At 60.5% G+C, this 25,891-nt stretch carries 20 protein-coding genes; 11 read left to right on the forward strand and 9 right to left on the reverse strand.

All coding sequences use genetic code 11. The annotated features are described in order from the left end of the window. Both BUB29_RS03940 and BUB29_RS03945 read right to left on the reverse strand, forming a co-directional pair. The gene (locus tag BUB29_RS03940) at positions 1-1,230 is read right to left on the reverse strand and encodes a relaxase/mobilization nuclease domain-containing protein (protein WP_033521631.1); all 1,230 of its coding nucleotides are present in this window, start codon (positions 1,228-1,230) and stop codon (positions 1-3) included. 4 nt (positions 1,231-1,234) lie between these two features. Continuing rightward, positions 1,235-1,645: a hypothetical protein gene (locus BUB29_RS03945; RefSeq protein WP_051915139.1), complete on the reverse strand. Its 411-nt coding sequence runs from the start codon at positions 1,643-1,645 to the stop codon at positions 1,235-1,237. A 429-nt stretch (positions 1,646-2,074) separates the two neighbouring features. Here BUB29_RS03945 and BUB29_RS03950 point away from each other — a divergent pair, with 429 nt between their 5' ends. From BUB29_RS03950 to BUB29_RS03975, 7 genes are all read left to right on the forward strand, one after another. Continuing rightward, positions 2,075-2,278, forward strand: coding sequence for a hypothetical protein (locus BUB29_RS03950; protein ID WP_033521629.1), 204 nt, complete (start codon positions 2,075-2,077; stop codon positions 2,276-2,278). 7 nt (positions 2,279-2,285) lie between these two features. Continuing rightward, positions 2,286-4,121 carry an HsdM family class I SAM-dependent methyltransferase gene (locus tag BUB29_RS03955; protein WP_033521627.1) on the forward strand — a complete coding sequence of 612 codons (1,836 nt, stop codon included), beginning with the start codon at positions 2,286-2,288 and terminating at the stop codon, positions 4,119-4,121. After that, complete coding sequence (locus BUB29_RS03960) at positions 4,118-5,317, forward strand: restriction endonuclease subunit S (protein WP_033521626.1); 1,200 nt, start codon at positions 4,118-4,120, stop codon at positions 5,315-5,317. Before BUB29_RS03955 ends, BUB29_RS03960 begins: the two co-directional genes overlap by 4 nt. 3 nt (positions 5,318-5,320) lie before the next feature. Then, positions 5,321-6,619, forward strand: coding sequence for a hypothetical protein (locus BUB29_RS03965; protein ID WP_033521624.1), 1,299 nt, complete (start codon positions 5,321-5,323; stop codon positions 6,617-6,619). After that, positions 6,612-9,365 carry a type I restriction endonuclease subunit R gene (locus BUB29_RS03970; RefSeq protein ID WP_200784144.1) on the forward strand — a complete coding sequence of 918 codons (2,754 nt, stop codon included), beginning with the start codon at positions 6,612-6,614 and terminating at the stop codon, positions 9,363-9,365. Before BUB29_RS03965 ends, BUB29_RS03970 begins: the two co-directional genes overlap by 8 nt. Positions 9,366-9,507: 142 nt before the next feature. Next, a complete protein-coding gene (locus BUB29_RS09925; protein ID WP_200784145.1) occupies positions 9,508-9,804 on the forward strand; it encodes a hypothetical protein in 297 nt (98 codons plus the stop codon). Positions 9,805-9,832: 28 nt separating this feature from the next. Then, the gene (locus BUB29_RS03975; protein ID WP_033521622.1) at positions 9,833-11,935 is read left to right on the forward strand and encodes a DUF262 and DUF1524 domain-containing protein; all 2,103 of its coding nucleotides are present in this window, start codon (positions 9,833-9,835) and stop codon (positions 11,933-11,935) included. 122 nt (positions 11,936-12,057) lie between these two features. Here BUB29_RS03975 and BUB29_RS03980 read toward each other — a convergent pair whose 3' ends face one another. The 6 genes from BUB29_RS03980 to BUB29_RS04005 all read right to left on the reverse strand — a co-directional run bounded on the left by BUB29_RS03980 (position 12,058) and on the right by BUB29_RS04005 (position 16,059). Then, the gene (locus BUB29_RS03980; RefSeq protein WP_033521619.1) at positions 12,058-12,411 is read right to left on the reverse strand and encodes a YraN family protein; all 354 of its coding nucleotides are present in this window, start codon (positions 12,409-12,411) and stop codon (positions 12,058-12,060) included. Positions 12,412-12,961: 550 nt separating this feature from the next. Continuing rightward, positions 12,962-13,207: a hypothetical protein gene (locus BUB29_RS03985; RefSeq protein WP_033521617.1), complete on the reverse strand. Its 246-nt coding sequence runs from the start codon at positions 13,205-13,207 to the stop codon at positions 12,962-12,964. A gap of 143 nt (positions 13,208-13,350) precedes the next feature. Further along, positions 13,351-14,016, reverse strand: a complete 666-nt coding sequence (locus BUB29_RS03990) for a hypothetical protein (RefSeq protein WP_033521615.1) — start codon at positions 14,014-14,016, stop codon at positions 13,351-13,353. Positions 14,017-14,406: 390 nt separating this feature from the next. Beyond that, on the reverse strand, positions 14,407-14,793 hold the full coding sequence (locus BUB29_RS10305) for a plasmid mobilization protein (RefSeq protein WP_407640903.1): 387 nt from the start codon (positions 14,791-14,793) through the stop codon (positions 14,407-14,409). Then, positions 14,793-15,863, reverse strand: coding sequence for a site-specific integrase (locus tag BUB29_RS04000; RefSeq protein ID WP_033521613.1), 1,071 nt, complete (start codon positions 15,861-15,863; stop codon positions 14,793-14,795). Before BUB29_RS04000 ends, BUB29_RS10305 begins: the two co-directional genes overlap by 1 nt. Continuing rightward, on the reverse strand, positions 15,853-16,059 hold the full coding sequence (locus BUB29_RS04005; protein WP_033521611.1) for a hypothetical protein: 207 nt from the start codon (positions 16,057-16,059) through the stop codon (positions 15,853-15,855). The genes BUB29_RS04000 and BUB29_RS04005 overlap by 11 nt, the downstream gene beginning before the upstream one ends. A 165-nt stretch (positions 16,060-16,224) precedes the next feature. Here BUB29_RS04005 and BUB29_RS04010 point away from each other — a divergent pair, with 165 nt between their 5' ends. After that, a complete protein-coding gene (locus BUB29_RS04010) occupies positions 16,225-16,650 on the forward strand; it encodes a helix-turn-helix domain-containing protein (protein WP_033521608.1) in 426 nt (141 codons plus the stop codon). A gap of 505 nt (positions 16,651-17,155) precedes the next feature. Here BUB29_RS04010 and guaA read toward each other — a convergent pair. After that, positions 17,156-18,718, reverse strand: coding sequence for a glutamine-hydrolyzing GMP synthase (gene guaA / locus BUB29_RS04015; RefSeq protein WP_033521598.1), 1,563 nt, complete (start codon positions 18,716-18,718; stop codon positions 17,156-17,158). 930 nt (positions 18,719-19,648) lie between these two features. Between guaA and BUB29_RS04020 the strand changes: the two genes are divergently transcribed. The 3 genes from BUB29_RS04020 (at position 19,649) to BUB29_RS04030 (ending at position 25,510) form a co-directional block, all read left to right on the forward strand. Continuing rightward, complete coding sequence (locus BUB29_RS04020; RefSeq protein WP_033521588.1) at positions 19,649-22,126, forward strand: phosphoketolase; 2,478 nt, start codon at positions 19,649-19,651, stop codon at positions 22,124-22,126. A gap of 245 nt (positions 22,127-22,371) precedes the next feature. Then, on the forward strand, positions 22,372-24,048 hold the full coding sequence (gene pta, locus BUB29_RS04025; RefSeq protein WP_033521580.1) for a phosphate acetyltransferase: 1,677 nt from the start codon (positions 22,372-22,374) through the stop codon (positions 24,046-24,048). Positions 24,049-24,283: 235 nt separating this feature from the next. After that, positions 24,284-25,510, forward strand: a complete 1,227-nt coding sequence (locus BUB29_RS04030; RefSeq protein ID WP_033521572.1) for an acetate/propionate family kinase — start codon at positions 24,284-24,286, stop codon at positions 25,508-25,510. The last annotated feature ends 381 nt before the right edge of the window (positions 25,511-25,891 follow it).

A 25,891-nucleotide genomic window follows, 5' to 3' on the forward strand; every position in this document is an offset into this window, starting at 1 on the left:
TCATCGGTCCTCCCTGGGGCCCGGGCGGCCCCTTTCGTCGCGCCTCTGCTGCTGCGGTGGCGCGCTCCTCTGCCTCTGCCGCTCGGCACCGCGCCTTTCGGCGGGACCCGATCTGGACCCTTGTGACCTGGCGCCGGCGGGCCTCCTGGCCGGCGGCGCCTGCGTTCGCTCGGGAAGCATTTCCGTGCGCTCGGCAACGGCCAAAACCTTCTCCCCCATCGCGGGGGAGGCCTCCGCCGCGCGCCTCAGCTCCTCCATGCTCCTGATTCTCCGGGAGTCGACGAACGAGACGGCCTCGGCGAGGTCGCGGAGCTCGTCGATTCCGCCGACCCTCACGGCCTCCGCGGCAGCTGCGGCCAAGGCGCGGCCGCCATCCGTCGCGAGCGCCAACGCGCCGGACGAGAACCTCGCGAGCAGACGGTCCCGTCCGTAGGAGAGCCCGAGGCTCTCGCCGGATATGCGCCTCGTGGGGGCGTCGGCAAGCGAGTAGACCCAGTCGCGCCTCTGCGCCCTGGGCGAGTTGTCCGCAACTGCGACGCCCATCTCGGAGAGCAGCGACCGGAAGTCGGCCTCGTCGCGGGCCACGGCGCGGGCGATCTCAATGCGCATGCGGATGTCGGCGACCCACGAGTAGAGGCCCCTACGCGAAAGCTCCGCCTCCGCGCGCCTCACGTAGGTCCTCTGCAGCGTGCGGCGGGGCGGGGCCGCGGTGCCTTTCGGTGCGTCCTTCAGGTACGACAGCCCCATCTCCTTCGCGAACCTCTGCGCCGACCGCTTCAGGGCACGCGGGTCGGGGTCCTGAAGCCGGCGCAGGTTGCTCACGTTGGTGTTATTCACGACGACGTGCGCGTGCGGGATGCGCCCGGCGTTGTCGTCGTGGTAGACGACGGCGACCTCGAAGTCGGCGAAGTTCTCGCGCACCCACGCCATCGTGAGACGCCTGAGGTCGGCGAGATCGATGCGGTCGCCCGGGTCGGGAGAGAGGACGTAGTGCTTGTAGGTCCGTGCGGGCTTGCCCTTCCACGGTGTGTCGTTACCAGCATCCTTCCTGGTCGCGTCCATGTCGCGGGCCCAGTCGTAGGGCGCGTACTCGGGAAGCTCCTCTGCGGGCTCGAGGGCCGGCGCCGGCAAGTTGAGGTAGTCGAACGCGAGCGCGCGTCCGTCCTTCGTCAGGTAGCGGAACACGCCGCCGCAGCCCGTGTGCCCGCTTATTGGCTTGACGATGGGCACGGCGTCACTTCTTCACGTTGAACATGGCAGCCATGCGCTGAGCCTCGGCGCGTAGTACTGCGATGTCGGCGTTGGCGCGATCGACTTTCTCCTCGACGACCTGCAGCTGCTCGAGCGCGTCGGCGGCGTCGCACATGTCGCGGCGCAGGTACATGGCGATCCGGTTCAGCGCGTGCGCGATCTGGTTGTACTGGTAGCCCCACCATCGGGTCTCGCGGGCGAGCTTGCGGGCGGAAACGGCGTCGACCACGAGCACGGGGCGTGTCTCCTTGCCATCGAAGTAGCCGCGGGGCAACCGGAGCAGGATGCGGACAAGCTCGGAAACGGTGAGCCCGAGCTCTTCGGCAAGGGTCATTGCGGCCTCATGCTCGTCGTCGGTGACGCGTACGAACAGCCGCGGCTCCTTCTTCGTCATCCTGCTCCTTCGCCAGGTGGTGGGAGTTCCGAGCCGTCGCATGCGCGACGGCCCAGGGGCGCGGGGCATCCCCCGCATGGCGTAGTCTACGACCGGAGCGAAGCGCAGGCGGAGACGGAGCAGGCCGAAGCCCCTGCAAGCCCTCGGAAGCCCTCATAACTTCCGAGGGACGTGCGAAACTCGCAGGGCATGGGTGACCTTCGGCCACAAGCTCTATTCTGGCGCCTTGTGCGCACAGAATAGGCAGCTTGCTAGCAACCAGAAAATCCCGTCAAGAGTCCCATATGGTGTACACCCGTTTCACACCGGGGTCATAAGATGAGAATTGGAGGTGTTTGCTCGGATTTGGGTGTCCTTGCGTTCCTTCGCAGGTCGCGGTTGCAGTAAAATGATTTGTATTGCAACCGTCAAGCACATGGAGGATGCGAAATGGGCTACTCGGACCTCATCGCGAAGGGCGCTTCCAAACAGGAGCTCAAGGAGTTCTTCGCCGGAGGCGGGCAGACTGCGATAACGATCCGCATCCCAGCGAATCTGCGTGACGCCTTCAAGGAAGAGGCGGAGCTTCGTGGGATGAACTTCTCCGCGTTCCTGCGTATGTGCATGATTCAAGAGTTGAGCAAGAGAGGCTAATGAGCGTATGGCTGACATCAAGAAACTCGAAAAGGAACTGTGGGAGGCGGCGGACAACCTGCGCGCTAACTCCAAGCTCACGAGCCAGCAATATTGCATGCCCGTGCTCGGGCTAATCTTCCTGCGCTACGCTTGGGGCCGCTTCAAGATGGCCGACGCCCAGATCAGGGAATCACGCACACAGTCTACCGGGCGCCAGATCCCCATTGAGGCCGCCGACTATACGAAGCGCGGCGCAATGTTCATTCCCGAGGAAGCTCGCTACGACTTCCTCCTGAACCTGCCCGAGAGCGAGAAGAACCTCGGCAAGCGTGTCGACGATGCCATGGCCGCCATCGAGAAGCAGAACCCGCAGCTCGCGGGGGTGCTGCCGCGCAACTACACCGACCTCGGAGACGACCTCCTCGCGGAGACGCTGCGCATCTTCAACAACCCGGCGCTCGACGAGGACGGCGACGACATCATCGGGCGCATCTACGAGTACTTCCTCGGCAAGTTCGCCCCCGCCGTGGCCTCCGACGACGGCGTGTTCTTCACGCCCAAGTCGCTCGTGCGCATGATCATGAACGTCATCGAGCCGGAGCGCGGCGTGATGCTCGACCCGGCTTGTGGCTCGGGCGGCATGTTCGTATCAGCCAGCGACTACGTGCGCGAGCACGGCGGCAACCCCGCAGACCTCATGACCTACTACGGCCAGGAGAAGGTTGAGTACAACGCCAAGCTCTGCCTGATGAACATGGCTGTGCATGGCATGAACGGGCGCATCGTCTCCGGCGACGAAGCGAACACGTTCTACCATGACGCTCACTCCCTCGACGGATCCTGCGACTACGTCGCTGCTAACCCGCCCTTCAACGTCGACAAGGTGAAGTCCGAGGACGCTATCAACGCGGGTAGGATGCCGCTGGGCATCTCCGGCATCAACAAGGCCGGCGAGTTCAGCAACGCGAACTACCTGTGGATCAACTACTTCTACAGCTACCTAAACCCGACCGGGCGCGCGGGTTTCGTCATGGCGAGCTCGGCGACCGACAGCTCCGGTAAGGACCGGGCGCTGCGCGAGAAGCTGGTGAAGAGCGGCCACGTGGACGCGATGCTCTACGTGGGCAACAACTTCTTCTACACCAAGAGCCTGCCGTGCACGCTGTGGTTCCTTGACAAAGGCAAGCCGCAGGAGCTGCGCGACAAGGTTCTCTTCATCGACGCGCAGAGCTACCACACTGCCATCGACACGACGCACAACGAGTGGAGCCCCTGGCAGCTCAAGAACCTGTCCGCCATCGTGTGGCTCTACCGTGGCGAGGCGGACAAGTATGCCACCCTGCTCGACGAGTACAGCGCCGCGATTCGTGAAATGGCCGAGCTCGCGGACGGCGACACCAAAGCCGTCCTGGCGGGCGTGACGATGCTGGACGACTTCGCCGGCGCCCGCGACTCGCTGGCCGCATACATCGAGAAGCGGAGGGCGAAGGCCAAGGCTGACGTGGAAGCCGCCAAGCAGCGTGAGCGCAAGCGCCTGCGCGCCGCCTACGACGAGGAGATCGCCGAGCTCGAGGACGCGCTGACCGTCGTGGATGAGGCCCTTTGGCTGACCGACAGGTTCGGAGCCGGCGAGTACGCCGACGTCCCTGGCCTCTGCAAGATCGCAACGCTGCAGGATATCGAGGAGAAGAACTGGAGCCTGACGCCCGGCGCTCATGTTGGCGTGCCGCCCCAGGAGGATGACGGCGTCGACTTTCACGAGCGCATGGGCGAGATCCACGAGGAACTGCTGCGCCTGCAGGCCGAGAGCAACGATCTCATGGCGACCATCTCCCGCAACTTCGAGGAGCTTGGGCTATGAAATGGAACGCGGTTAAGCTCGGCGACATTTGTATAGACGGTGGTATTCAGACCGGGCCTTTTGGCTCGCAGCTGCACCAATCAGACTACTCGGACGAAGGAACACCCGTCGTCATGCCCGTTGACCTCATCGATGGCGGCATCTCAACGGAGCGTATAGCACGCGTTAACGACGATCATGTACAGCGGCTCAGCAGGCATATGCTAGAGCCGGGTGATGTTGTCTATGCGCGGCGAGGCGATGTCGGACGATGCTCCAGAGTTACCCAGAGCGAGGCAGGATGGCTATGCGGTACTGGCTGTCTACGACTAAGGGCGGACTCCAATCTTGTGGATAAGACCTTTCTCTACTATGCGCTTTCAAATCCAGTGGTTGTAGGATGGGTGCGTAATCATGCCATAGGCGCAACAATGCCCAACCTCAATACGACGATTCTGGGCGATGTGCCCCTTTGCATTCCAGATAGTCTTGGAGCCCAACGAAGCATCGCATCCATCCTGATGGCCTACGATAACCTCATCGAGAACAACCGCAGGCAGATCTCGCTACTCGAGGAGACCGCCCAGCGTCTCTACAGGGAATGGTTCGTCGACCTGCGCTTCCCTGGACACGAGAATACTGAAATATCCGAGGGCTTGCCGAGCGGGTGGGCTGAGAAAAGCTTGGCGGAAATCGCCGATGTCGTCATGGGGCAGAGTCCTAAATCTGAATACTATAACGACGCGGGCGAAGGGCTGCCGTTTCACCAAGGGGTTAGCAGTTATGGCCTGCGATTCGTTCGAGACGAAACATACACCACATCCGTTACGCGAATCGGCAAGGCGGGAAGCATCCTGTTTAGTGTCCGTGCGCCAGTTGGGCGATTGAACTACACGAAAAACGAGATTGTTCTTGGGCGTGGCCTTGCCGCAATGAACCATAGGCAAGGATTGCAGAGCTACTTGTACTACATGCTCAAAGAGCGGTTCTTCAAAGAGGACATGATTGGCAATGGATCGATCTTCGCATCGATTTCAAAGGGCGATTTGCTTGCCCAGAAATTCGTTGTACCGGATAGCGACCTCGCCGAGAGGTTTGACTTGCTTTGTCGACCTATCGACAAGCAAATCGCGAGGTGTGACGACGCGATTAAAGCTGCAACCGAAGCCCGAGATCGCCTACTACCCAAGCTCATGTCAGGCGAGGTAGAGGTGTAGGTCATGCAAGAACGGGTTTTCAAAATCAGCCTTGATCCTGGTATTGTTGACAGCTTTGACGAAGCTTTGGATGAGCAGGAGCACATTTCCGCGCAGCAGGTGTTCTCCGAGAAACGCTACAGGGGGCTTAATGCTTGGGACTGCATTTGCTCATGCGTGCATCGAATACGTGACACCGTCGGCTACCTAAACGACATGGAGCTCGGGCATATGGCCCACGGGAATGCGTTCGACTTCATGGAGTTCATGAATAACGCAGCGGTCGTGATTGACAGCGTGAACATGCTCGCCAGCATTTTCGCAGTCAGTCTCGATGAGGAAAATGCAAGGAGCGAGGTGTTCGAAGAGCCCGGCTCGGACGGTAAAGGAACGGACAAGGACTATTTCGAGTTCATACGATCCCTCTGCGTCGTTCATCCGACCGACACGAGCAGACATCCGAGATATCAAGGGTCAAAGCTCGTCACCTGCCCGTATATCACATGGACCGACTCTCTTACCAGACCGGCCTTCGGAAACTGCGATCTCCATGCCAATGCGTTCGTAAACGAGGCGAGCTCATGGGGCGACAGCGTGAACATCCACATCGATCAGGTTTTCAACTACGTCGAGTATAGATACGGATTACTTGAAAAGGTCAAAGACGGCCTGGTGCGGTTCCAGGATGATACGATAGCGCGGTTCCGAGAGAGGCCTATAGAGGCGCAGGGCGCGGAAGAGAGCCTAAGTGATTATATAGACAGGTTGAAGCAAGAGGAAATTGAGCGTTTTGGCAATGCGAACGACTACATATTCGATATGGCTGATGACCTGCTCTCCTTCGAGCCGACAGACGAGAAGAACAAGGCAGCGGTCGACAGATACAAGAACGCCTGGCTTTTCGCCCTCGGTCTCGAGTTGAACTCCCTGCGGAACATGTCTCGCGTCGGTCCCGAGAACGGCGGATTAGAGGACGATGCGTCGGGTTGGACTCTATTCGAAAATCTCTGGCATTGCCATAGCGGACATCCAGACTTGAGGGGATACGGATACCAACTCGAAAAGCTCCATTATCTTGACGGAGCGCACGGGCCAAGCGATGCTCGTTGGGGCCGCAGGAAGCTGTTCGAGATGGAGGACGTTCTAACGGAGCATGTTCGCATCAACCCCGAGCTGTCAGACAAGGAGCTGTATTATCTCGCGCTCACGTGCTTGTACGAGCTCGCATTAGAAACTCCGTGCAGGATAAACGAAGCGGTTCCGAACGACCCCAGCTATCGGCGCACCGCAAACACTTCGACGGAGGTGGTTCAGGATGGCTAGTCGCTATTCAGAGGAAGAGGCTGTCCAGAAGCCGGCAGGAAATCGGTTGCGCTCGCTTGGCTGGGATCTTGTCTACGCCTGGAACGAAGAAGTGCTTGGGCAGTACGGCACGCTTGGGCGCACGAGCTACCGTGAGGTCGTGCTGCGCCCCCAGTTGCTCGATGCACTCGCCGAGTTGAACGATTGGCTTGATTCGGAGCAGTGCGAGGAGGCCGCCGATACCCTTCTGGCGACGCTCGCTACCGACTCGCCCTTGCAGACCAACGAGAAGAAGTACGGGATGTTGCGCGACGGTATCCCTGTGGAGCTGACTCGCGAAGACGGCAGCACCTACACCGAGAAGGCGCAGGTCTTCGACTTCGAGCATCCGGAGTACAACCGCTTCACCGCCGTCGAGGAGATGTGGGTGCACAGCGCCGACGGCGTCTACCACAAGCGGCCCGACCTGATGGGCTTCGTCAACGGCATACCGCTGCTTTTCGTCGAGTTCAAGCGTCACGACAAGGACGTGCGCCGCGCATATGAGGACAACTACTCCGACTACCAGGACACCGTCCCGCAGCTCTTCCACTTCAACGCGTTCGTTATGCTCTCGAACGGGCTCGAGGCCAGGGTCGGGACGCTCGGCAGCAAGTACGAGTTCTTCCACGAGTGGAAGCGCCTCGCCGAGGGCGAGCCGGGCGCGATCGACCTGGACACGATGCTCTTGGGCATGTGCAACAAGCGGACGTTCATGGACCTGTTCGAGAACTTCATCCTGTTCGACCACTCCGGGTCCAAGACGGCCAAGATTCTTGCCCGCAACCACCAGTACCTCGGCGTGAACCAGGCGATCGAGTCGTATCGTCAGCGCGAGCTTCGAAACGGCAAGCTTGGCGTGTTTTGGCACACACAGGGCTCGGGCAAGAGCTATTCGATGGTTTTCTTCGCGCAGAAGGTGCGCCGAGCCTTCGAGGGGTCGCCCACGTTCGTCGTGGTGACGGACCGCGAGGAGCTGAATAAGCAGATAGCCGGCACGTTCGCCGGGTGCGGCCTTCTGGGCGGCACCGACGCCAAGCAGTACATCGCCACGAGCGGCAAGAACCTCCACACGCGCCTGGAGGGCAACCCCAGCTTCGTCTTCACGCTCATCCACAAGTTCAACGACCCCCACGCGGAGCCGATCGTGCCGGACCACGACATCGTAATCCTCTCTGACGAGGCGCACCGAACCAACAACGGCACGCTCGCCCAGAACATGGTGCGCATGCTGCCCACCGCGTCGCGCCTGGGCTTCACGGGGACGCCGCTGTTCAGCTACGACAACATAACCGAACGCACCTTCGGCGGCTACGTGTCGGTCTACGACTTCGCGACCGCCGTGGAGGACGGCGCCACGGTGCCGCTGTTCTACGAGAACCGAAGCGACCTCCTGGAGATCGACAACCCCGAGATCAACGACGAGCTGGCCGAGGCCGTGGAGGCCGCCGACGTCGACGAGAACCAGCGCGAGAAGCTGGAGCGCGACCTTGCCCGCGAGTACCACGTGATAACCTCAGAAAAGCGCCTGGACAAGATTGCGCGGGACTTCGTGAGGCACTACTCGGGCATCTGGGAGTGCGGCAAGGCGATGTTCATCAGCGTGGACAAGGTGACGGCCGCCCGCATGCACGGGTTGGTGCAGAAGTACTGGGCCGAGGAGATCGCCGCGCAGGAGGCCGCCCTCAAGCACGACACCCAGCAGGAGGCGCAGGAGCGCCAGCGCAAGATCGACTGGATGCGCGAGACCGAGATGTGCCTGGTCGTGAGCGAGGAGCAGAACGAGATCGCCACCTTCGCCAAGTGGGGCATCGACATCGCGCCGCACCGCAAGAAGATGGCGACGCGGGAGCTGGACAAGGAGTTCCGCGACGCGGACAACCCCTTCCGCGTGGTATTCGTGTGCGCGATGTGGCTCACCGGCTTTGACGTGAAGCCGCTCGCCGCCATGTACTTCGACAAGCCCATGAAGGCCCACACGCTGATGCAGGCCATAGCCCGCGCGAACCGCGTCGCGGAGGGCAAGAGCAACGGCCTCATCGTCGACTACATCGGCGTGGTGAAGGCCCTGCGTCAGGCGCTCGCTGACTACACGCGCGACCCCGGCGAGGGCCGCGGTGACGACCCGGTGCTCGACAAGGACGAGCTCATTGCGCGCATATACGAGCTGCTCGTGGCCATCGAGACATTCTTGAACGACTGCGGGTTCTCCCTCAAGACGCTCATGGCAGCCGGCGAGTTCGAGCGGCTGGCGCTCGTTAAGGACGGGGCCGACGCGGTGAGCGTCAGCGACGAGACGCGCAAGCGCTACGGCATCATGGCCCGCGAGCTGTTCAAGTACTTCAAGTTCGTGGAGAAGGGCGACGTGGACGGCGGCGCCTGGGCGAGGCGCGACGCCATAGACGCCATCTACAAGCTGCTGACCAAGCGGCGCGACACCGCCGACACGACCGACATCATGGTGAGGCTGCAGCAAATCATCGACGAGTACATCGACGTTCGCGTCGCCGATGACAAGGGCGAGGGCCGGTTTGACATATCGCGCATCGACTTCGACCTGCTGCACCGTGAGTTCGAGAAGGCCAAGCAGAAGAACCTGCTCGTCGGGGAGCTGCGCGACGTGATCGAGGATCGGCTGGTGAAGGCCCTGAAAGAGAACCCGCGCCGCGCCGACTTCTACGAGCGCTACCAGAAGATCATCAACGAGTACAACCAGGAGCAGGACTGAGCGAGCATCGAGGCGACCTTCGAGAAGCTGATGAAGCTCTCGGAGGACCTGTCCGAGGAGGAGCAGCGCTTCGTGCGCGAGGGCTTCACCAACGCAGAGGTAGACTAATAACAAGCGAAAGGACAAACCATGGCAGCGCTTCGTGCGCGAGGGCTTCACCAACGAGCGGCAGCTGGCCGTGTTCGACATGTTGTACAAGGAGTCCCTCACCAAGGATGAGATCGCGCAGGTGAAGGAGCTGGCTCGTGAGCTTGTGGACAAGATACAGGAGCGGCTTGCGCAGATGACGAGGTGGACCGAGAAGCCCGAGACAAGGGCCGAGGTGGACACCATCATACGCAACGAGCTCTACCGCCTACTGCCCGCGAGTTACCCGGACGAGTCGATAGCCGCATATCGGGCCGAGATATACGAGTACTTCTACGCCAGGGCGGCGTAAGCCAAATGAACGATATGGAGCAAGACAGATGAACGCAAACGATGCACAATTCCTCCCATTCCTGGGTACGGCAAACGCCCAGTTCGTCATCCCCGTATACCAGCGCCTTTACTCATGGACGACCAAGGACTGCGAAACGCTCTGGGTCGACATCATGCGCGCTGGCAAGTTCGGGCACACGCATTTCATCGGCTCCATGCTCTACGCCCCTGAGGCCGGAGGCACCCTGACCGGCGTGAACAGGTACCTCCTCATTGATGGCCAGCAGCGCATGACGACACTCACGCTACTGCTCTCCGCATTCATCGAATACCTGAAGGAAGACGAGTCGCGCGCCGATTTCCTAGAGACGACCATCGGCGGCATCCGCCGCATGTACCTGTTCAACGACGAACAAAAGGGCGATGCCCGCTACAAGCTTGTTCTCTCGCAGGACGACCAGACGACGCTTTTCAGCATCGTAGGTGACGTGGCGCAACCTGAGCAGCCTTCTCAGCTCATCGTGGACAACTACCAGTATTTCAAGGACAAGATGCACGAGAAGGGCTTCGACGCCCAGCAGCTGTGGGTCGGACTCAAGATGCTGCTCATCGTCGACACGAAACTCGGCGAAGGTGATAACGCGCAGCTCATCTTCGAGTCGATGAACTCCAAGGGAAAGCCGCTCACCGCAATAGACCTTATCCGCAACTTCATGCTTATGTCGCTTCCCAGCAAGGAGCAGACGCGACTGTACGAATCCTACTGGCATCCCATGGAGCAGATGTTTGGCATGGGCAACGAGCGCGTCATCAACGAGTTCTTCTGGAACTGGCTTTGGCTCAAGATTCCCAACAGACAGCCGAAGTTCGACGAGGTGTACGACGAGTTCAAGCTTTACATTGGTGGCAACCCGCAGCTCAAGGTCGAGGAGGTGCTCGTCGACCTCAAGGATGGCGCCGACCACTACACGAAGATCTTCCTCGATCGCGAGAAGGACCCCGAGCTGGCAGCCGCGTTCCGAAGCTTCAACAGGCTGGGCATCAACGCTGCGCGCCTGCTGCTGATGGAGCTCTACGCCCAGTACGAAGCCGACAACCTGACAAAGGACGAGTACATCGGGCTCATCAGAATGCTCGAATCGTTCCTGTTCAGGCGCTCCGTCTGCGGAAGGCTCACGACTGGCCTCAACCACTACTTCTCGAACCTCGCGAAGCAGCTGGAATCGCAGGACATCGTGGAGTACATCACGGCGAACCTGCTACTCCAAGACGAGAACAAGACTGCATATTTCCCGACGGACGAGTATTTCGAGGAGCAGTTCAAGGCGCGCGACTGCTACAACCGCTTTCGCGACAAGTGCGTCTACTACCTCGAGAGAATCGAGAACTGGCATCATCCGAAGGAGCCTATCTCGGGCTACTCGTATCAAGTCGAACACGTTCTTCCACAGACCATCGACAGCGTGCCCGAATGGCAGGAGGCGCTCGGTGACAACTGGGAGCAGCTCCACGAACGCTACTGCAACTCGCTCGGAAACCTGACCCTCACCGGATACAATCAGGAGTACTCGAACAAGCCCTACGAGGAGAAGCTTCATAAAGAGGATGATGGCCTGCTCTGCAGTCCGCTCTACCTGAACAGCGCATTCGCTTCCGAACCCGTTTGGAATGTCGAGGCGATTGAACGCCGGGCGGACAAGCTCATGGCAGATGCTCTGAAGATTTGGCCGAGGCCGCAGCTGGATGAGGCAACTCTGGCTAAGTACACGCCCTCCAAGCGCAAAGATGGAACGGAGTGGACTATCGAGGAGCACCACACCTGGCTCGCGAACGGGGGTCCCGCACACGATCTCTTCGAGACGCTTCGCGCCCGCATCGCCGAGGAGTTCCCCTCGTGGACCGAATACGTGAAGAAGTACTATGTTGGCTACAGAGTTGGCAAGAGGAAGCAGACGCTCAGCATCCAGGCTAGGAAGAGCGGGCACCTGGTGCTCGGCGTACGCAAGACCGTCGACGAGCTGAACGACCCGAATGGGATTTGCGTAGACAAGCGTGCTGTACAGGGCATAGGGCCAGGCATGCCGACTATGATTATTCTAGAGGGAGCATCCGACATCGATGGCTGCATCGAAATTTTGCGTCAAATCTAACTCATAGAGAAAGCTACTTGGCGAAATGCTAAGCCCCTCGGCGCTAGCATCTTGGTATACCTTGCGCCGAGGGGCTGCCCGTGGCCGCCAGGCCCCGGGCCGTCAAGCCTTGGGGCGAGGTCCTACCCCAGCGGCGTGATCGCGTTGATGTGGTGGCGGATGAGCGCTCGGTTCTCTCCGAGGATGAGCACGCCCACGATGTCGTATCGGACCTCGGTGTTGCTCAGGTCAGCCTCGGCCAGGTAAGCCGCGGCGATGCGCTCGAAGGCCTTGCGGTCCGGAGCCTCCTCCGGGATGCCCTCGCCGGCGTTCTCGCTGACCTCGCAGTCGATGAAGACCAGCGCATCGTCCTCGTCGGTGGCGATGAAGTCGACGGAGTCCCTGCCGTGGCACCAGCCGTCCTCGAGGATCTCGTAGCCCTTGAGCTCCAGGTAGCGCCTGACGCCCTGCTTCGCCCTCTGAATCGTTGCCTCCATGATTGACCTCCTTTGGTGTTGCGGCCCGCCCCTGTGGCGAACCTTGTGGCGCCTCGTCCGCTCCGGTTCCCGGAGGCTGCAAGGGAGGAAGCGAAACCCGGAGGGCTCGAGTTTTTCTGGCGCCTTCTTGGGATTCCCCGGAAAAAGTTTTCGCGGCCCTTGCGGCCGTGAGGGGTTCGGTGCGAACGTGAGCGTCCAAGGAGAGCGCAGGGCGGGAAAGCGGCCCTCAGGAGGGCTTCTGGAGGCTCAGAGGGTGCTGCAGGTCGTCCGGGGCGTGCAATCATGGCGAGATTTCGAGCACGGTGGTTCGATGCGGGCTTCATGTTCCGTCGCCCGACTGTCGCGACTGGCTTTCTGCTGAGGCCAGTGCCGCCGGGGTTTTCCGAAAGGCATCAGGTCCGCATGGTCATCGAAGCGCTGTGGCCTCCTGCCATATGAGGCTGCGCTTTCCGAGGCTGCGGCGCCGCGGGAATGTCATTTTCGGAGAACGCGCCTCCTCACCACGCTGCAATCGCGTTGCTGGGGTTCTCGCCCCAAGGCTTGACCGGAGCTACTGCACCGCGCCCGCAGAGCCCTCGGCGCTCGAAATGGATTCGCTCCGAAGCCCGTCGGGTTTGCCCTCTGCGATCGAGAGCACCTCTTGGAGCGACTCGTCCGCGAAATCGAGCGCCTTCAAGATGACGAAGCCCGCGTTGGGGCTGTCGCCGAGGTCGAATACGCCGGCCACGATGATGTCCTGAACACCCTTCACGATGCACTGGGCGTCGTAGGCGCGGTCGTACAGATTCGTTTCCATGTGATCACCCCCTTTCGAACGTAATCGTGCGAGCATGTCGTGACTCGAACGTGACCATTCGCGCACGGATGCGTGACATGAGAAAGAAAAGACCGGCGCCCCAGTTCGGGACGCCGGCCTGAGCGGCTGTTATGCGGATGCGGCTATCCGCGCGGCTTTATCCTCGCCATCGGTCCATGGACGTAGTTGTTGGAGTTCCAGGAGAAGTCCCCACCGTGGTCCATCCAGGCGACGTAGGGCAGGTCCGGGTAGGTGACCTCGGTCTTGCCGTCTTCGCCCTCGACCCACACCGAGATGCGGTTGAACTCGGGCTGGCCGAAGCCCACGACCGGATACGCCTTCCAGTCGTCGTAGTGCGAGAACATCCAGACCTCGTCGCCAATCCGAAGCTCGCTCACCGGAACCTCGACGGAGTCCAGGAACTCTCCGAGGCGCTCCTCTACGGGCATCGAGCGGTCGAAGTCGCGAAGCATCTGATCGAAGTCGTACTCCTGCTGCTCGACGAACCCGTCGTAGAGTCCGATGCGGTCGACGATCTTCCAGCCATCCACGACGTAGATGCCGTTGTCGCCGGGGTCCATGCGCTCGTCGTCGCTGTAGGGCATGATGCCGACGGAGTTGGTGCCTCCGAAGAAGTTGCCCATGACCTGGCACATGCGCGCCCAGCCGTAGTCGTCCTTGGCGGGGTCCCGGTAGCCCTTGAGCTCGCAGTAGCGTAGCAGCGGCTCAACGGTGTCGCGTCCTCCGTTCCAGTGCAGGTAGAGACCCATCTTGCGCTCCGGCGTGGTGATGACGGCCCTGTTTCCCATGATTGACCTCCTTAAGCCTTGGACCCGCCCCTTGCGGGCCCTGTGGCTCCGACGCCGCCGGGGTTCGCGGAGGGCGCAAGGGAGGAAAGCGGAAACCCGGAGGGCCCTGAGTTTCCGTGCATCCGGCTTGGTTGTCTCCACGGAAAGTTTTCCGCGCCCTTGCGCGCGTGAGCGGTTCTCGGCGAAGCTCGGGGAGCGCATGGCCTGCAAGGGACGGGCCTGGCTTCGGAGGGCAGTGGGAAGCGGGTTCACCGTCTCGCGGAAAGAGGGCTCAACTGGGATGTGACGACTATGACGGCTGTGACGGGTATACCCCTAGTTGCCGTCACATGAACGCGAATACGGACCTGAAGAGCCATCTGGCAAACCTGAGCAGCGCTTTGAGCAGCTTCATCGGCATCCTCCTTTCGTCACCTGCGAGCCATGTCGAGAAGCATCTCCTCGGCGGCGGGAACAGGGCTCGCTTCGCTGGTCCGGAAGCCGACGAACTCCTTCGATAGCAGCTCGGCAAGCGCAATGACGCGCTCGTCGGGGCAGCCTCCGTCGACGATGCGTGAGAGCTCGTCGGTAGACGAGGCCCATCCTGTCGCGCAGGGCTTTGTAGACGCGGCTGCTCGGCGTGACGACGATTTCCTCGCATTGAAGGCGCTTCACGATGTAGTCCTGTTTGGTCATCCCGCTCGCCGCCACGAGGTCGTTGATCCGTGCGCTCTGCTCGGGCGTCACACGGAATCCGATGGTTATTAACCTTTTGCGATGGTCGTTCGGGCAGGGCATCAGACAGACCTCCTTCTGGCATCGAGCGCATTTGCCATGTCGCGCTGCTTGTTGGGGAACATGTGCGCATATCGATATGTGATGTTGGCGCTCTCGTGGCCGACGCGGTCCGCAATCGCTACCGCGGAGAACCCCATGTCGATGAGCAGCGACACGTGGCTGTGCCGCAGGTCATGGATGCGGATTCTCTTGACTCCTGAGGCCTTGCAACCTCGGTCCATCTCGTGGTGCATGCGGATCTTGGTGAACGGGAAGAGCCGATCGTGTTCTCCGATTTCGAGCGAAGCCATATACTCCGCAAGCTCCTCTGCGAGGAACTTCGGCATCGTGACCAACCTGACCGACTTCTTGGTTTTCGGGTCGGTGATGGCGTCTCTTCCGTGAATGCGCTGATAGGACTTCGTCACCGAAATCGTTGAGCGCTCCAGGTTGATGTCCGACGGCGTAAGGGCCAGCATCTCTCCGAGGCGAAGTCCGCACCAGTAGAGCACCTCGAACGCCGTGAACGAATCGGGCTTGTCCATGATGGCCTCTGCGAACTTGAGATACTCCTCTTTGGTCCAGAACTTCATCTCGTCACCTTGTTTGGACCCCATCTTCTCTACGCGCGCGCAGGGGCTCTTGGGAAGCCCGTAGAACCTTACGGCGTGGTTGAATATGGCGTTGAGCTGATTGTTGACAGAGCGGAGATACGTCTCCGAATACCCCTTACCCGTTGGGCCCTTCTCGGACATGATTTCGTTCTGCCAGCGTATGACGTCGATGGTCGTAATCTCGTCCATGCTCATGTCGCCGAAGAAGGGCATGATCTTCTTGTCAATCATGTGCTGCTTGGTGTTCCATGTGGTCTCGCGCAGGCGCGGCTTCATGTCCTCGGCGTACAGATCCATGAATTGCGAGAACGTCATGCTCATGTTCTCGGAGTCGGCCTTCGAAAACGAAGCCTCCCACTCGCATGCTTCCGCCTCGCTCCTGAAGCCGCGCTTTATGGTGTGGCGCCTGTGGTTGCGGGTGTCCCTGTACCAGACCTGCGCAGTCCAAGTACCGTTTTCCTCACGCCTAACGCTCATCGCCCGCGCCCCTATCTGGGAGGTCCGCGAAGTAGGTCAGCATGAACTTGCCCTCGTCCACCTTACCCGGAATGGTCTTCTTGCCCTCGGCCTCCATGTCAGCGTTGAGATCTCTGATGATGCGGTACGCAGTACCCTTGGACACGCCAAGCTTGCTGGCGACTTCCTCCGCTCCGATGAGTCTGTACTCGTGCATATGCATTCTCCTTGTCTCTGATACCGCACGATATCGTGCTGTTTCATTACGAACCATAACAGCACGTTTGTGTGCTGTCAATGCATTGCGCACGATTTCGTGCTGTTGTATGATTTGCCGTGTTGTTTGATGGCTCCTGATGCCACTGATTCGGGAAGGGAAGGCATGGGCGTAGGGGATCGCATAAGGGCGCTGCGGAAGTCCGCTGGTCTTACTCAGAAAGAACTTGCGGCATCCATCGGGCTCACTGAGTCCGCGGTCCGCAATTACGAGCTCGGGCTTCGTACTCCCAGTGAGGAACAGCTTGCCGCCATGGCGGAGTCGATCGGCGTCGCTCCTGAAGCGCTTATGGACATCCGTGTTGAGAGCGCCCGGGAGGCCCTCGAGGTTCTATTCAGGATGGAAGAAACGCTCGGGCTGGTGCCTCAAGGCGACGGGACCTCGATGGGGCTTGGAATTGACCCTAGCGCCGAGCAGGCCCCCGTCATGCACCAATCCCTCGTGGCCTGGAAGCACATGCGCGACAGCCTGGAAGATGGCTCCGTGACCCCGGATGAGTACGCGGCTTGGAAGGCCTCCTTTACCGCATAGTCGAGAAGAAGCGGCTTGCAGCCCGTGTTTTTGCACCTTTTGGGAGTATTATGTCAGCCCGGTCGTGCGGGAAATCCCTGGCGTTTTGCCCTCCCGAGTTCCAATAGAAGCCTTCAATCATCCAAAATACTCCCCATTAACTACCTGCGGAAACGTTGTTTTCCCTTCTTTTCGACATGGGTGAGTTCCAAAGTGAGTTCCAACTGCGTGCAAAAACGTCGTGCGGCTTATTTGGGGAGTATTTTCCCAGTGGGCCATTCTCACCGTTTGGTACGGATTAGCACCTCTTGTCACCTTTTAGCACCGGTTCATGGAGAAGGCGTGCATGGGGAGTATTCCCTGATGAAAAACTGCAGGTAAATCGCTTGTTTTAGCCATGGAAAAGCCCCGAAGCAGGCGCTTCGGGGCTCGAATACTCCCTATGGTTTCGGCGCATTTTGTCCAAACGGAGCTACTCGATGCCAATCAGGGTGAGTACATGCTGGAACTCAGAAAAAACGCTGAATCACTCCCACTCGATGGTTGCCGGCGGCTTGGAGGTGCAGTCGAGCACCACGCGGTTGATCTGGCGGCATTCGTTGGTGATGCGCGTGGAGATCGTGGCCAGCACGTCGTACGGCACGCGGGACCAGTCGGCGGTCATCGCGTCCTCGGAGGAGACGGGGCGCAGCACAATCGGGGAACCGTAGGTGCGCTCGTCGCCCTGCACGCCGACGGAGTGCACGTCGGCCAGCAGCACCACCGGGCACTGCCAGATATCACGGTCCAGACCGGCCTTCGACAGCTCTTCGCGGGCGATGGCGTCGGCCTCGCGCAGCACATCCAGACGTTCCTTGGTGATTTCGCCGATGATACGGATGCCCAGACCCGGGCCCGGGAACGGCTGACGCCACACGATTTCGTCCGGCAGACCAAGCTCGGTGCCGATCGCGCGGACCTCATCCTTGAACAGGGTGCGCAGCGGCTCGATCAGCTGGAACTTGATGTCCTTCGGCAGACCGCCGACATTGTGGTGCGACTTGATGTTCGCGGCGCCGTCGCCACCGCCGGACTCCACCACATCCGGGTAGAGGGTGCCCTGCACGAGGAACTTGACTTCCTTGCCCTGCGCGCCGGCCTCTTCGATCACCTGACGTTGGGCCTTCTCGAACGTGCGGATGAACTTCTCGCCGATGATCTTGCGCTTGCGCTCCGGCTCGCTCACGCCCTTGAGCGCGGTGAGGAAGTCATCGGCGGCATCCACGGCGATCAGCTTGATGCCGGTCGCCTTGACGAAGTCGTGCTTCACCTGCTCGACTTCGCCCTTGCGCAGCAGGCCGTGGTCCACGAACACGCAGGTCAGCTGATCGCCGATCGCCTTGTGCACCAGAGCGGCGGCCACGGCGGAATCGACGCCGCCGGACAGGCCGCAAATCACCTGCGCGTCGCCGACCTGCTCGCGGATCTTCGCGACCTGATCGTCGATGATGCTCGAAGCGTCCCAGTCGGAATCAAGGCCGGCGCACTCGTGCAGGAAGGTTTCGATGAGCTTCTGACCCATCGGGGTGTGCTTGACCTCAGGGTGCCACTGCACGCCGTACAGCTTGCGGGAGGGATCCTGCATGGCGGCCACGGGAGCGCCTTCGGTGTGCGCGAGCACTTCGAAGCCTTCCGGTGCCTTCTTCACGGCGACGCCATGGCTCATCCACGTGTTCTGCTCGGCGGGGGAGCCGTCGAGCAGGCCTTCGACGTGGTCGATCACGGTATCGGTCTTGCCGTACTCGCCCAGAGCTGCCTTGTCGACGTCACCGCCGAGCTCATGCGCCATCACCTGGAAGCCGTAGCAGATACCAAGCACCGGAACGCCGGCATCGAACACCTTCGGATCGATGGTGGGGGCGTCGGGTTCGAACACGGAAGCCGGGCCACCGGAAAGGATGATGGCCTTCGGGTCCTTGGCGAGCATCTCGTCGGCCGGCATGGAATGCGGTACCAGCTCCGAATAGACGTTTGCCTCGCGTACGCGGCGGGCGATGAGCTGTGCGTACTGGGCTCCGAAATCAACTACGAGCACAGGGCCTTTTGCCATTGGTTGTCTCCCTTGATTCTTGGGTCGCGGATAGGTCTTCCTCACGTCGCCGATACCTCATATATGACTCATATATGGCGAGATGCGCACGGCATGGTCCGGTGCGGACGCACATATATTAGGTATGCGTGCAGCATGCGGGAAAACAGTACCTCTGATTATGGCCGCGTTCGCAGACATTTGCGGTTGTGCGACGTGTGGGGCGGTGAAGCTGCGCGGAAGCCGGGGGTGGACGACGAAGAGGACACCACTTTGCTTATGGATGGCAGATTCGGGGGAGTTGAATATACTAGGTGGCTTATGTATGGCACTCTTTCGCAGATATTGCGGGTATGATCGCTGGGATTTCAACATCCTTACCCGCGGTTTCAAGGGATGCGTGCCATATATAAGCCACTTGGTGGGATTCAATCAGCGAAATCTGCCATATATTAGGCGAGATAGCGGCGGGGATAGTGGGCGAATGGTCTGTGGAAGGATATTCTGCCTTCGTGGGGTGTGTTGGACGGGTCGATTGCCCGGTTTTGTTTCCGCTACGTGGCTGGATGGTGTGCGGGGAGGGCAATGCAAACGTATTCTGCCAAAAGGCAACATTTCCTCCCATATCCAAGGCAACACGCCGATTATGAAAACGTTCGAAACGAACGTGCCGTTTTTGTTGGATTCTCTAAAAACGTTGGAATTTAGCCATTTTTAGGAAATAATCCTCGATTGGCTCGCTTCACAAATCGCACAGTAAAACGAAACAAAAAATGTCATTTTCTTAACTTTTACGAACACACACGCAAAAAACTGTCCAAAAGTCAAACAGTGCTCGTACCATGAAACCGATTGGGCGTGAGTTTCCCAAGGGCTGCAAGGCCTGAAGGAAGCGCACGACCGAATGTAATAATCAATCGCACAACATGTGCAGGAGTTACAGGAGTATACATGACGAATCCTGTTATTGGCACCCCTTGGAAGAAGCTCGACGCTCCCGTTTCTGAGGAAGCCCTTGAAGGCGTTGACAAGTACTGGCGTACCGCTAACTACCTGTCCATCGGCCAGATCTACCTTCGCAGCAACCCGCTGATGAAGGCGCCGTTCACCCGCGAGGACGTCAAGCACCGTCTCGTGGGCCACTGGGGCACCACCCCGGGCCTGAACTTCCTCATCGGCCACATCAACCGCTTCATCGCTGATCACCAGCAGAACACCGTAATCATCATGGGACCGGGCCACGGCGGCCCGGCTGGTACCGCTCAGTCCTACCTGGACGGCACCTACACCGAGACCTTCCCGAAGATCACCAAGGATGAGGCTGGCCTGCAGAAGTTCTTCCGCCAGTTCTCCTACCCGGGCGGCATCCCGTCCCACTACGCTCCGGAAACCCCGGGCTCCATCCACGAGGGTGGCGAGCTGGGTTACGCTCTGTCCCACGCTTACGGCGCTGTGATGAACAACCCGTCCCTCTTCGTCCCGGCCATCGTCGGCGACGGCGAAGCTGAGACCGGCCCGCTGGCTACCGGCTGGCAGTCCAACAAGCTCATCAACCCGCGCACCGACGGTATCGTGCTGCCGATCCTGCACCTCAACGGCTACAAGATCGCCAACCCGACCATCCTGTCCCGCATCTCCGACGAAGAGCTGCACGAGTTCTTCCACGGCATGGGTTACGAGCCCTACGAGTTCGTTGCTGGCTTCGACGATGAGGACCACATGTCCATCCACCGTCGTTTCGCCGAGCTCTTCGAGTCCATCTTCGACGAGATCTGCGAGATCAAGGCCACCGCTCAGACCGACGACATGCATCGTCCGTTCTACCCGATGATCATCTTCCGCACCCCGAAGGGCTGGACCTGCCCGAAGTTCATCGACGGCAAGAAGACCGAAGGCTCCTGGCGTTCCCACCAGGTGCCGCTGGCTTCCGCCCGCGACACCGAGGCCCACTTCGAGGTCCTCAAGAACTGGCTCGAGTCCTACAAGCCGGAAGAGCTGTTCGACGAGAACGGTGCTGTGAAGGCTGACGTCACCGCCTTCATGCCGAAGGGCGAGCTGCGCATCGGCGCCAACCCGAACGCCAACGGTGGTGTGATCCGCAAGGATCTGAAGCTCCCGAAGCTGGAAGACTACGAAGTCAAGGAAGTCAAGGAGTACGGCCACGGCTGGGGCCAGCTGGAAGCTACCCGCCGCCTGGGCGTCTACACCCGCGACATCATCAAGAACAACCCGGACGACTTCCGCATCTTCGGACCGGACGAGACCGCTTCCAACCGTCTGCAGGCCGCTTACGAAGTGACCAACAAGCAGTGGGATGCCGGCTACCTGTCCGATCAGGTCGATGAGCACATGGCTGTCACCGGCCAGGTCACCGAGCAGCTGTCCGAGCACCAGATGGAAGGCTTCCTCGAGGGCTACCTGCTGACCGGTCGTCACGGCATCTGGAGCTCCTACGAGTCCTTCGTCCACGTGATCGACTCCATGCTGAACCAGCACGCCAAGTGGCTGGAAGCTACCGTCCGCGAGATCCCGTGGCGTAAGCCGATCTCCTCCATGAACCTGCTTGTGTCCTCCCACGTGTGGCGTCAGGATCACAACGGCTTCTCCCACCAGGACCCGGGTGTCACCTCCGTCCTGCTGAACAAGTGCTTCAACAACGACCACGTGATCGGCATCTACTTCCCGGTGGATTCCAACATGCTGCTGGCCGTCGCCGAGAAGTGCTACAAGTCCACCAACAAGATCAACGCCATCATCGCCGGCAAGCAGCCGGCTGCCACCTGGCTGACCCTGGACGAAGCTCGCGCCGAGCTCGAGAAGGGTGCTGCTGAGTGGGAGTGGGCTTCCACCGCGAAGACCAACGACGAGGCTCAGATCGTGCTCGCCGCCACCGGTGATGTTCCGACTCAGGAAATCATGGCCGCTGCCGACAAGCTGGACGCCATGGGCATCAAGTTCAAGGTCGTCAACGTTGTGGATCTGGTCAAGCTGCAGTCCGCCAAGGAGAACGACGAGGCCCTCTCCGATGAGGAGTTCGCTGAGCTGTTCACCGAGGACAAGCCGGTCCTGTTCGCTTACCACTCCTACGCTCGCGACGTGCGTGGTCTGATCTACGATCGCCCGAACCACGACAACTTCAACGTCCACGGCTACGAGGAGCAGGGCTCCACCACCACCCCGTACGACATGGTGCGCGTCAACAACATCGATCGCTACGAGCTCGTTGCTGAAGCTCTGCGCATGATCGATGCCGACAAGTACGCCGACAAGATCAACGAGCTCGAGGCCTTCCGTACCGAAGCCTTCCAGTTCGCGGTCGACAACGGCTACGATCACCCGGATTACACCGACTGGGTCTACTCCGGCGTGAACACCAACAAGCAGGGTGCCGTCTCCGCTACCGCCGCCACCGCTGGCGATAACGAGTGAGCCTAGCAGCCTAGCGATTGCTTTGATTCCGGTCGCATGACCGGTGTCGAGTAGGAAAGGGCCTGAGGATTCGTCCTCAGGCCCTTTTCGTTGCCGCGTTCACATGCGCGTTCATGCGAACGACCCACCTCGGAAATGCGGAAGTTACGGGGGATGACAGGGTGTCTACTTGAACGGCATTACAATTGGTTACGATTACAGCGGCGTGGCAACGCGACGCCGAACCAACGTACCTAGGAGACAACGTGAGTCTTACTACCGTCACCATCATCAGCCCGGAAGCAGCAAACGGCCGCAACGTCGCGGCGCTTGGCGTGGTCAGGGCATTGGCGTCCGTCAAAAGAACCGGTGTGTTCCGTCCGGCCGCATGCAGGAAGGAAACCTTCACCTCCGTACTGCTGGATGCCGCCAGCGCGGAAGAAACCATCGAACAGGCCAGGGGAGTGTGCCCCAAACGCGCCCGTAACGACAAGGAAGGCGCGCGCGCCGACATCGTCGCCGCATATGAGACCACCGTCGCCGTCATCGATCCGGAAGCCATGGTGATCGTCGGTACCGATCGCAGCGCCATCAATGATCCGGAAATATTCGGCTTCAACGCCGATGTCGCGGCCGATCTGAAAAGCCCCGTGCTCCTCGCGGTCTGTACTATCGACCGCACCCCCGAACAGGTGCTGGCGACGATTCGAGCCTGCACCGCATCCGTCGAACAGCGCGGCAGCACCGTGCTCGGCGTATTCATCACCGGCGCTGACGAGGATCAGATCCCCGCGTTGAACGAATTCTTCGCCTCCGAATACGATCTGCCCGCTTGGGTGCTGCCCAAGGTCGACTTCGCGGAGGAAGGCGCCGTGCAGAAGGCCGTCGAAGCCTTCAGCGCGAACGTACCCACCGACGAGCTGCTCGCCGCACTCGATACGCCGTTCGCTGCCCCCGTCACCCCGTACGCATTCCAGTACGGTCTGCTCGGCAAGGCCAAGGCCGACAAGAAGACCATCGTGCTGCCCGAAGGCGCGGAAGACCGCATCATCAAGGCCGCCGACTACCTGCTCGAACGTGACATCGTGGATCTGATCATCGTGGGAGACAAGGATGCGATTCTCGCACGCGGCGAGGAACTCGGTCTGAAATCGCTCGGCAAGGCATCCTTCCAGTCCATGGATGATGAGGAAGCGCTCACGCCGATGGTCGCCAAGCTCTGCGAGCTGCGTGCCAAGAAGGGCATGACCGAGGAACAGGCCCGCAAGCAGCTCACCGACGCCAGCTATTTCGGTACCATGCTGGTGGTGCTCGGCAAGGCGGACGGCTTGGTATCCGGATCGGTCAACTCCACCGCCAACACCGTGCGCCCCGCGCTGCAGGTCATTAAGACCAAGCCCGGCGCATCGCTGGTATCCGGCTCGTTCCTCATGTGTTTCAAGGATCACGTCGCCGTGTTCGCCGATTGCGCCATCAACCTCAATCCGAACGCCGAACAGCTGGCCGACATCGCCATCCAGTCCGCCGAAACCGCGGCGGCGTTCGGCATCGAGCCCAAGGTCGGCATGCTGTCGTACTCCACGCTCGGTTCCGGCAAAGGCCCGGACGTCGATCTGGTCGAGGAAGCGACCGCGCTGGTCTGCAGCAAGGCACCGGACCTGCAGGTTGTCGGATCCGTGCAGTTCGACGCCGCCTGGTCGCCGACGGTCGCCGCGACCAAGGCCAAGGGCAATGATGTGGCCGGGCATGTGAACGTCTTCGTGTTCCCCGACCTGTGCGCGGGCAACATCGCCTACAAGGCGGTGCAGCGTTCCTCCGGCGCGATTGCCATCGGACCGGTGCTGCAGGGCCTGAACAAGCCGGTGAACGACCTGTCCCGTGGCGCGACGGTTCAGGACATCATCAACACCGTGGCGTTGACCGCCGTCGAAGCCCAACAGTAAGCGGTAGCCAACGGTAGCCAAACAATGGCCAAAAGATAACTCACCGTGGCCGAACGGTGAACAGCCGATAGCCACCGGCGAACGACCGATTGCCGGGCGCCGTCCAGTCGGATATGCGCGGAACGCGCCTATCCACAAAGCGGCGCACGGCAATGGTTTGTAGAACGTGAAGAGTAATCTGGACAACGGTAAATCCGTGTGTGCGGAACAGTACAACAATTGGAGGATGCCCACAATGGCAAAAACCGTCCTTGTTATCAATTCCGGTTCCAGCTCGATCAAGTACCAACTGGTCGATCTCGAATCCGGTGAAGGTCTCGCTTCCGGTCTCGTCGAAAAGATCGGCGAGCCCGTCGACGGCCACTACAAGCACGAATACAACGGTGAGAAGCACGAGCTCGAAGAGCCGATCCACGATCACGAGCAGGGTCTGAGGCGCGTCCTCGGCTTCTTCGACGAGTTCGGCCCGAAGCTGTCCGACGCTGGCATCGTCGCCGTCGGCCACCGCGTGGTCCAGGGCGGTTCCATCTTCCCGCAGCCGGCTCTGGTCACCGACAAGACCATCAACCAGGTCAAGGACCTCGCCGTGCTCGCCCCGCTGCACAACGGCCCGGAGGCCAAAGGTGCCGAAGTCATGCGCGCTCTGCTGCCGGACGTTCCGCAGGTCTTTGTGTTCGATTCCTCCTTCTTCTTCCAGCTGCCGAAGGCTTCCAGCACCTACGCGCTGAACAAGGAAGTCGCCGACCAGTACCACATCCGCCGCTACGGCGCCCACGGCACCTCCCACGAGTTCATCTCCTCCGTGGTTCCGTCCGTCATCGGCAAGCCCGCCGAAGGCCTCAAGCAGATCGTGCTGCACATCGGCAACGGCGCTTCCGCCTCCGCTGAAATCTCCGGCAAGCCGGTCGAGACCTCCATGGGTCTGACCCCGCTCGAAGGCCTCATGATGGGCGGCCGTACCGGCGACATCGATCCGGCCGTCGTGTTCCACCTGATTCGCAACGCCCACATGAGCGTCGACGAACTGGACACCCTGTTCAACAAGCGTTCCGGCATGATGGGCATGACCGGCTATGGCGATCTGCGTGAAGTGCATCGTCTGGTCGCCGAAGGCAACGAGGACGCCAAGCTGGCCCTCGACGTCTACGTGCACCGCATCGTCGGCTACATTGGCAACTACACCGCTCAGATGGGCGGCGTGGACGTGATCACCTTCACCGCCGGCGTCGGCGAGAACGATGACGTCGTCCGCAAGATGGTGTGCGACAAGCTCGCTCCGTTCGGTGTCAAGCTGGACGAGGAGAAGAACGCCACCCGTTCCAAGGAACCGCGCATCATCTCCACCCCGGATTCCGCGGTCACCATCTGCGTCATCCCGACCAACGAGGAGCTCGCCATCGCCCGCAAGTCCGCCGCCATCGCGGAAGCCGGCGAGGACTACTACGGCTACAAGGTCGCCTGAGTCGACTCTTACGGTGAAACGTCGCGTGGCATGCGCCTGAGCGATGTATCACCCGGATGATTCGGACCAAACGGTGAAGGTCCCGACATGTCATGTGTCGGGGCCTTCACCGTTTTCATGGCTGGTCCGATCCCATTGCGCGGCCGATCCCTGGCCTGAACTCGCTTCCTCCTGCCCAACGGGCGACGCTCCATAAGACAGAAAGTCCGAATGGCGGAAACGATGGGGGAGGTTTTCGACGAAGGGGGGGATTTGGAGCGTCGTTAGGTCGTGCTGACAGTATGATTGGCTCTGTTCATCACGAACCTGAGCATGATCTCCGTTCCGGAATACGAGCGGCGGCGAATCGGTTCGCGCCATCTCGTTTCGTATATGGAAAGA

It is taken from the genome of Bifidobacterium merycicum DSM 6492 (assembly GCF_900129045.1).
Lineage (GTDB): Bacteria > Actinomycetota > Actinomycetes > Actinomycetales > Bifidobacteriaceae > Bifidobacterium > Bifidobacterium merycicum.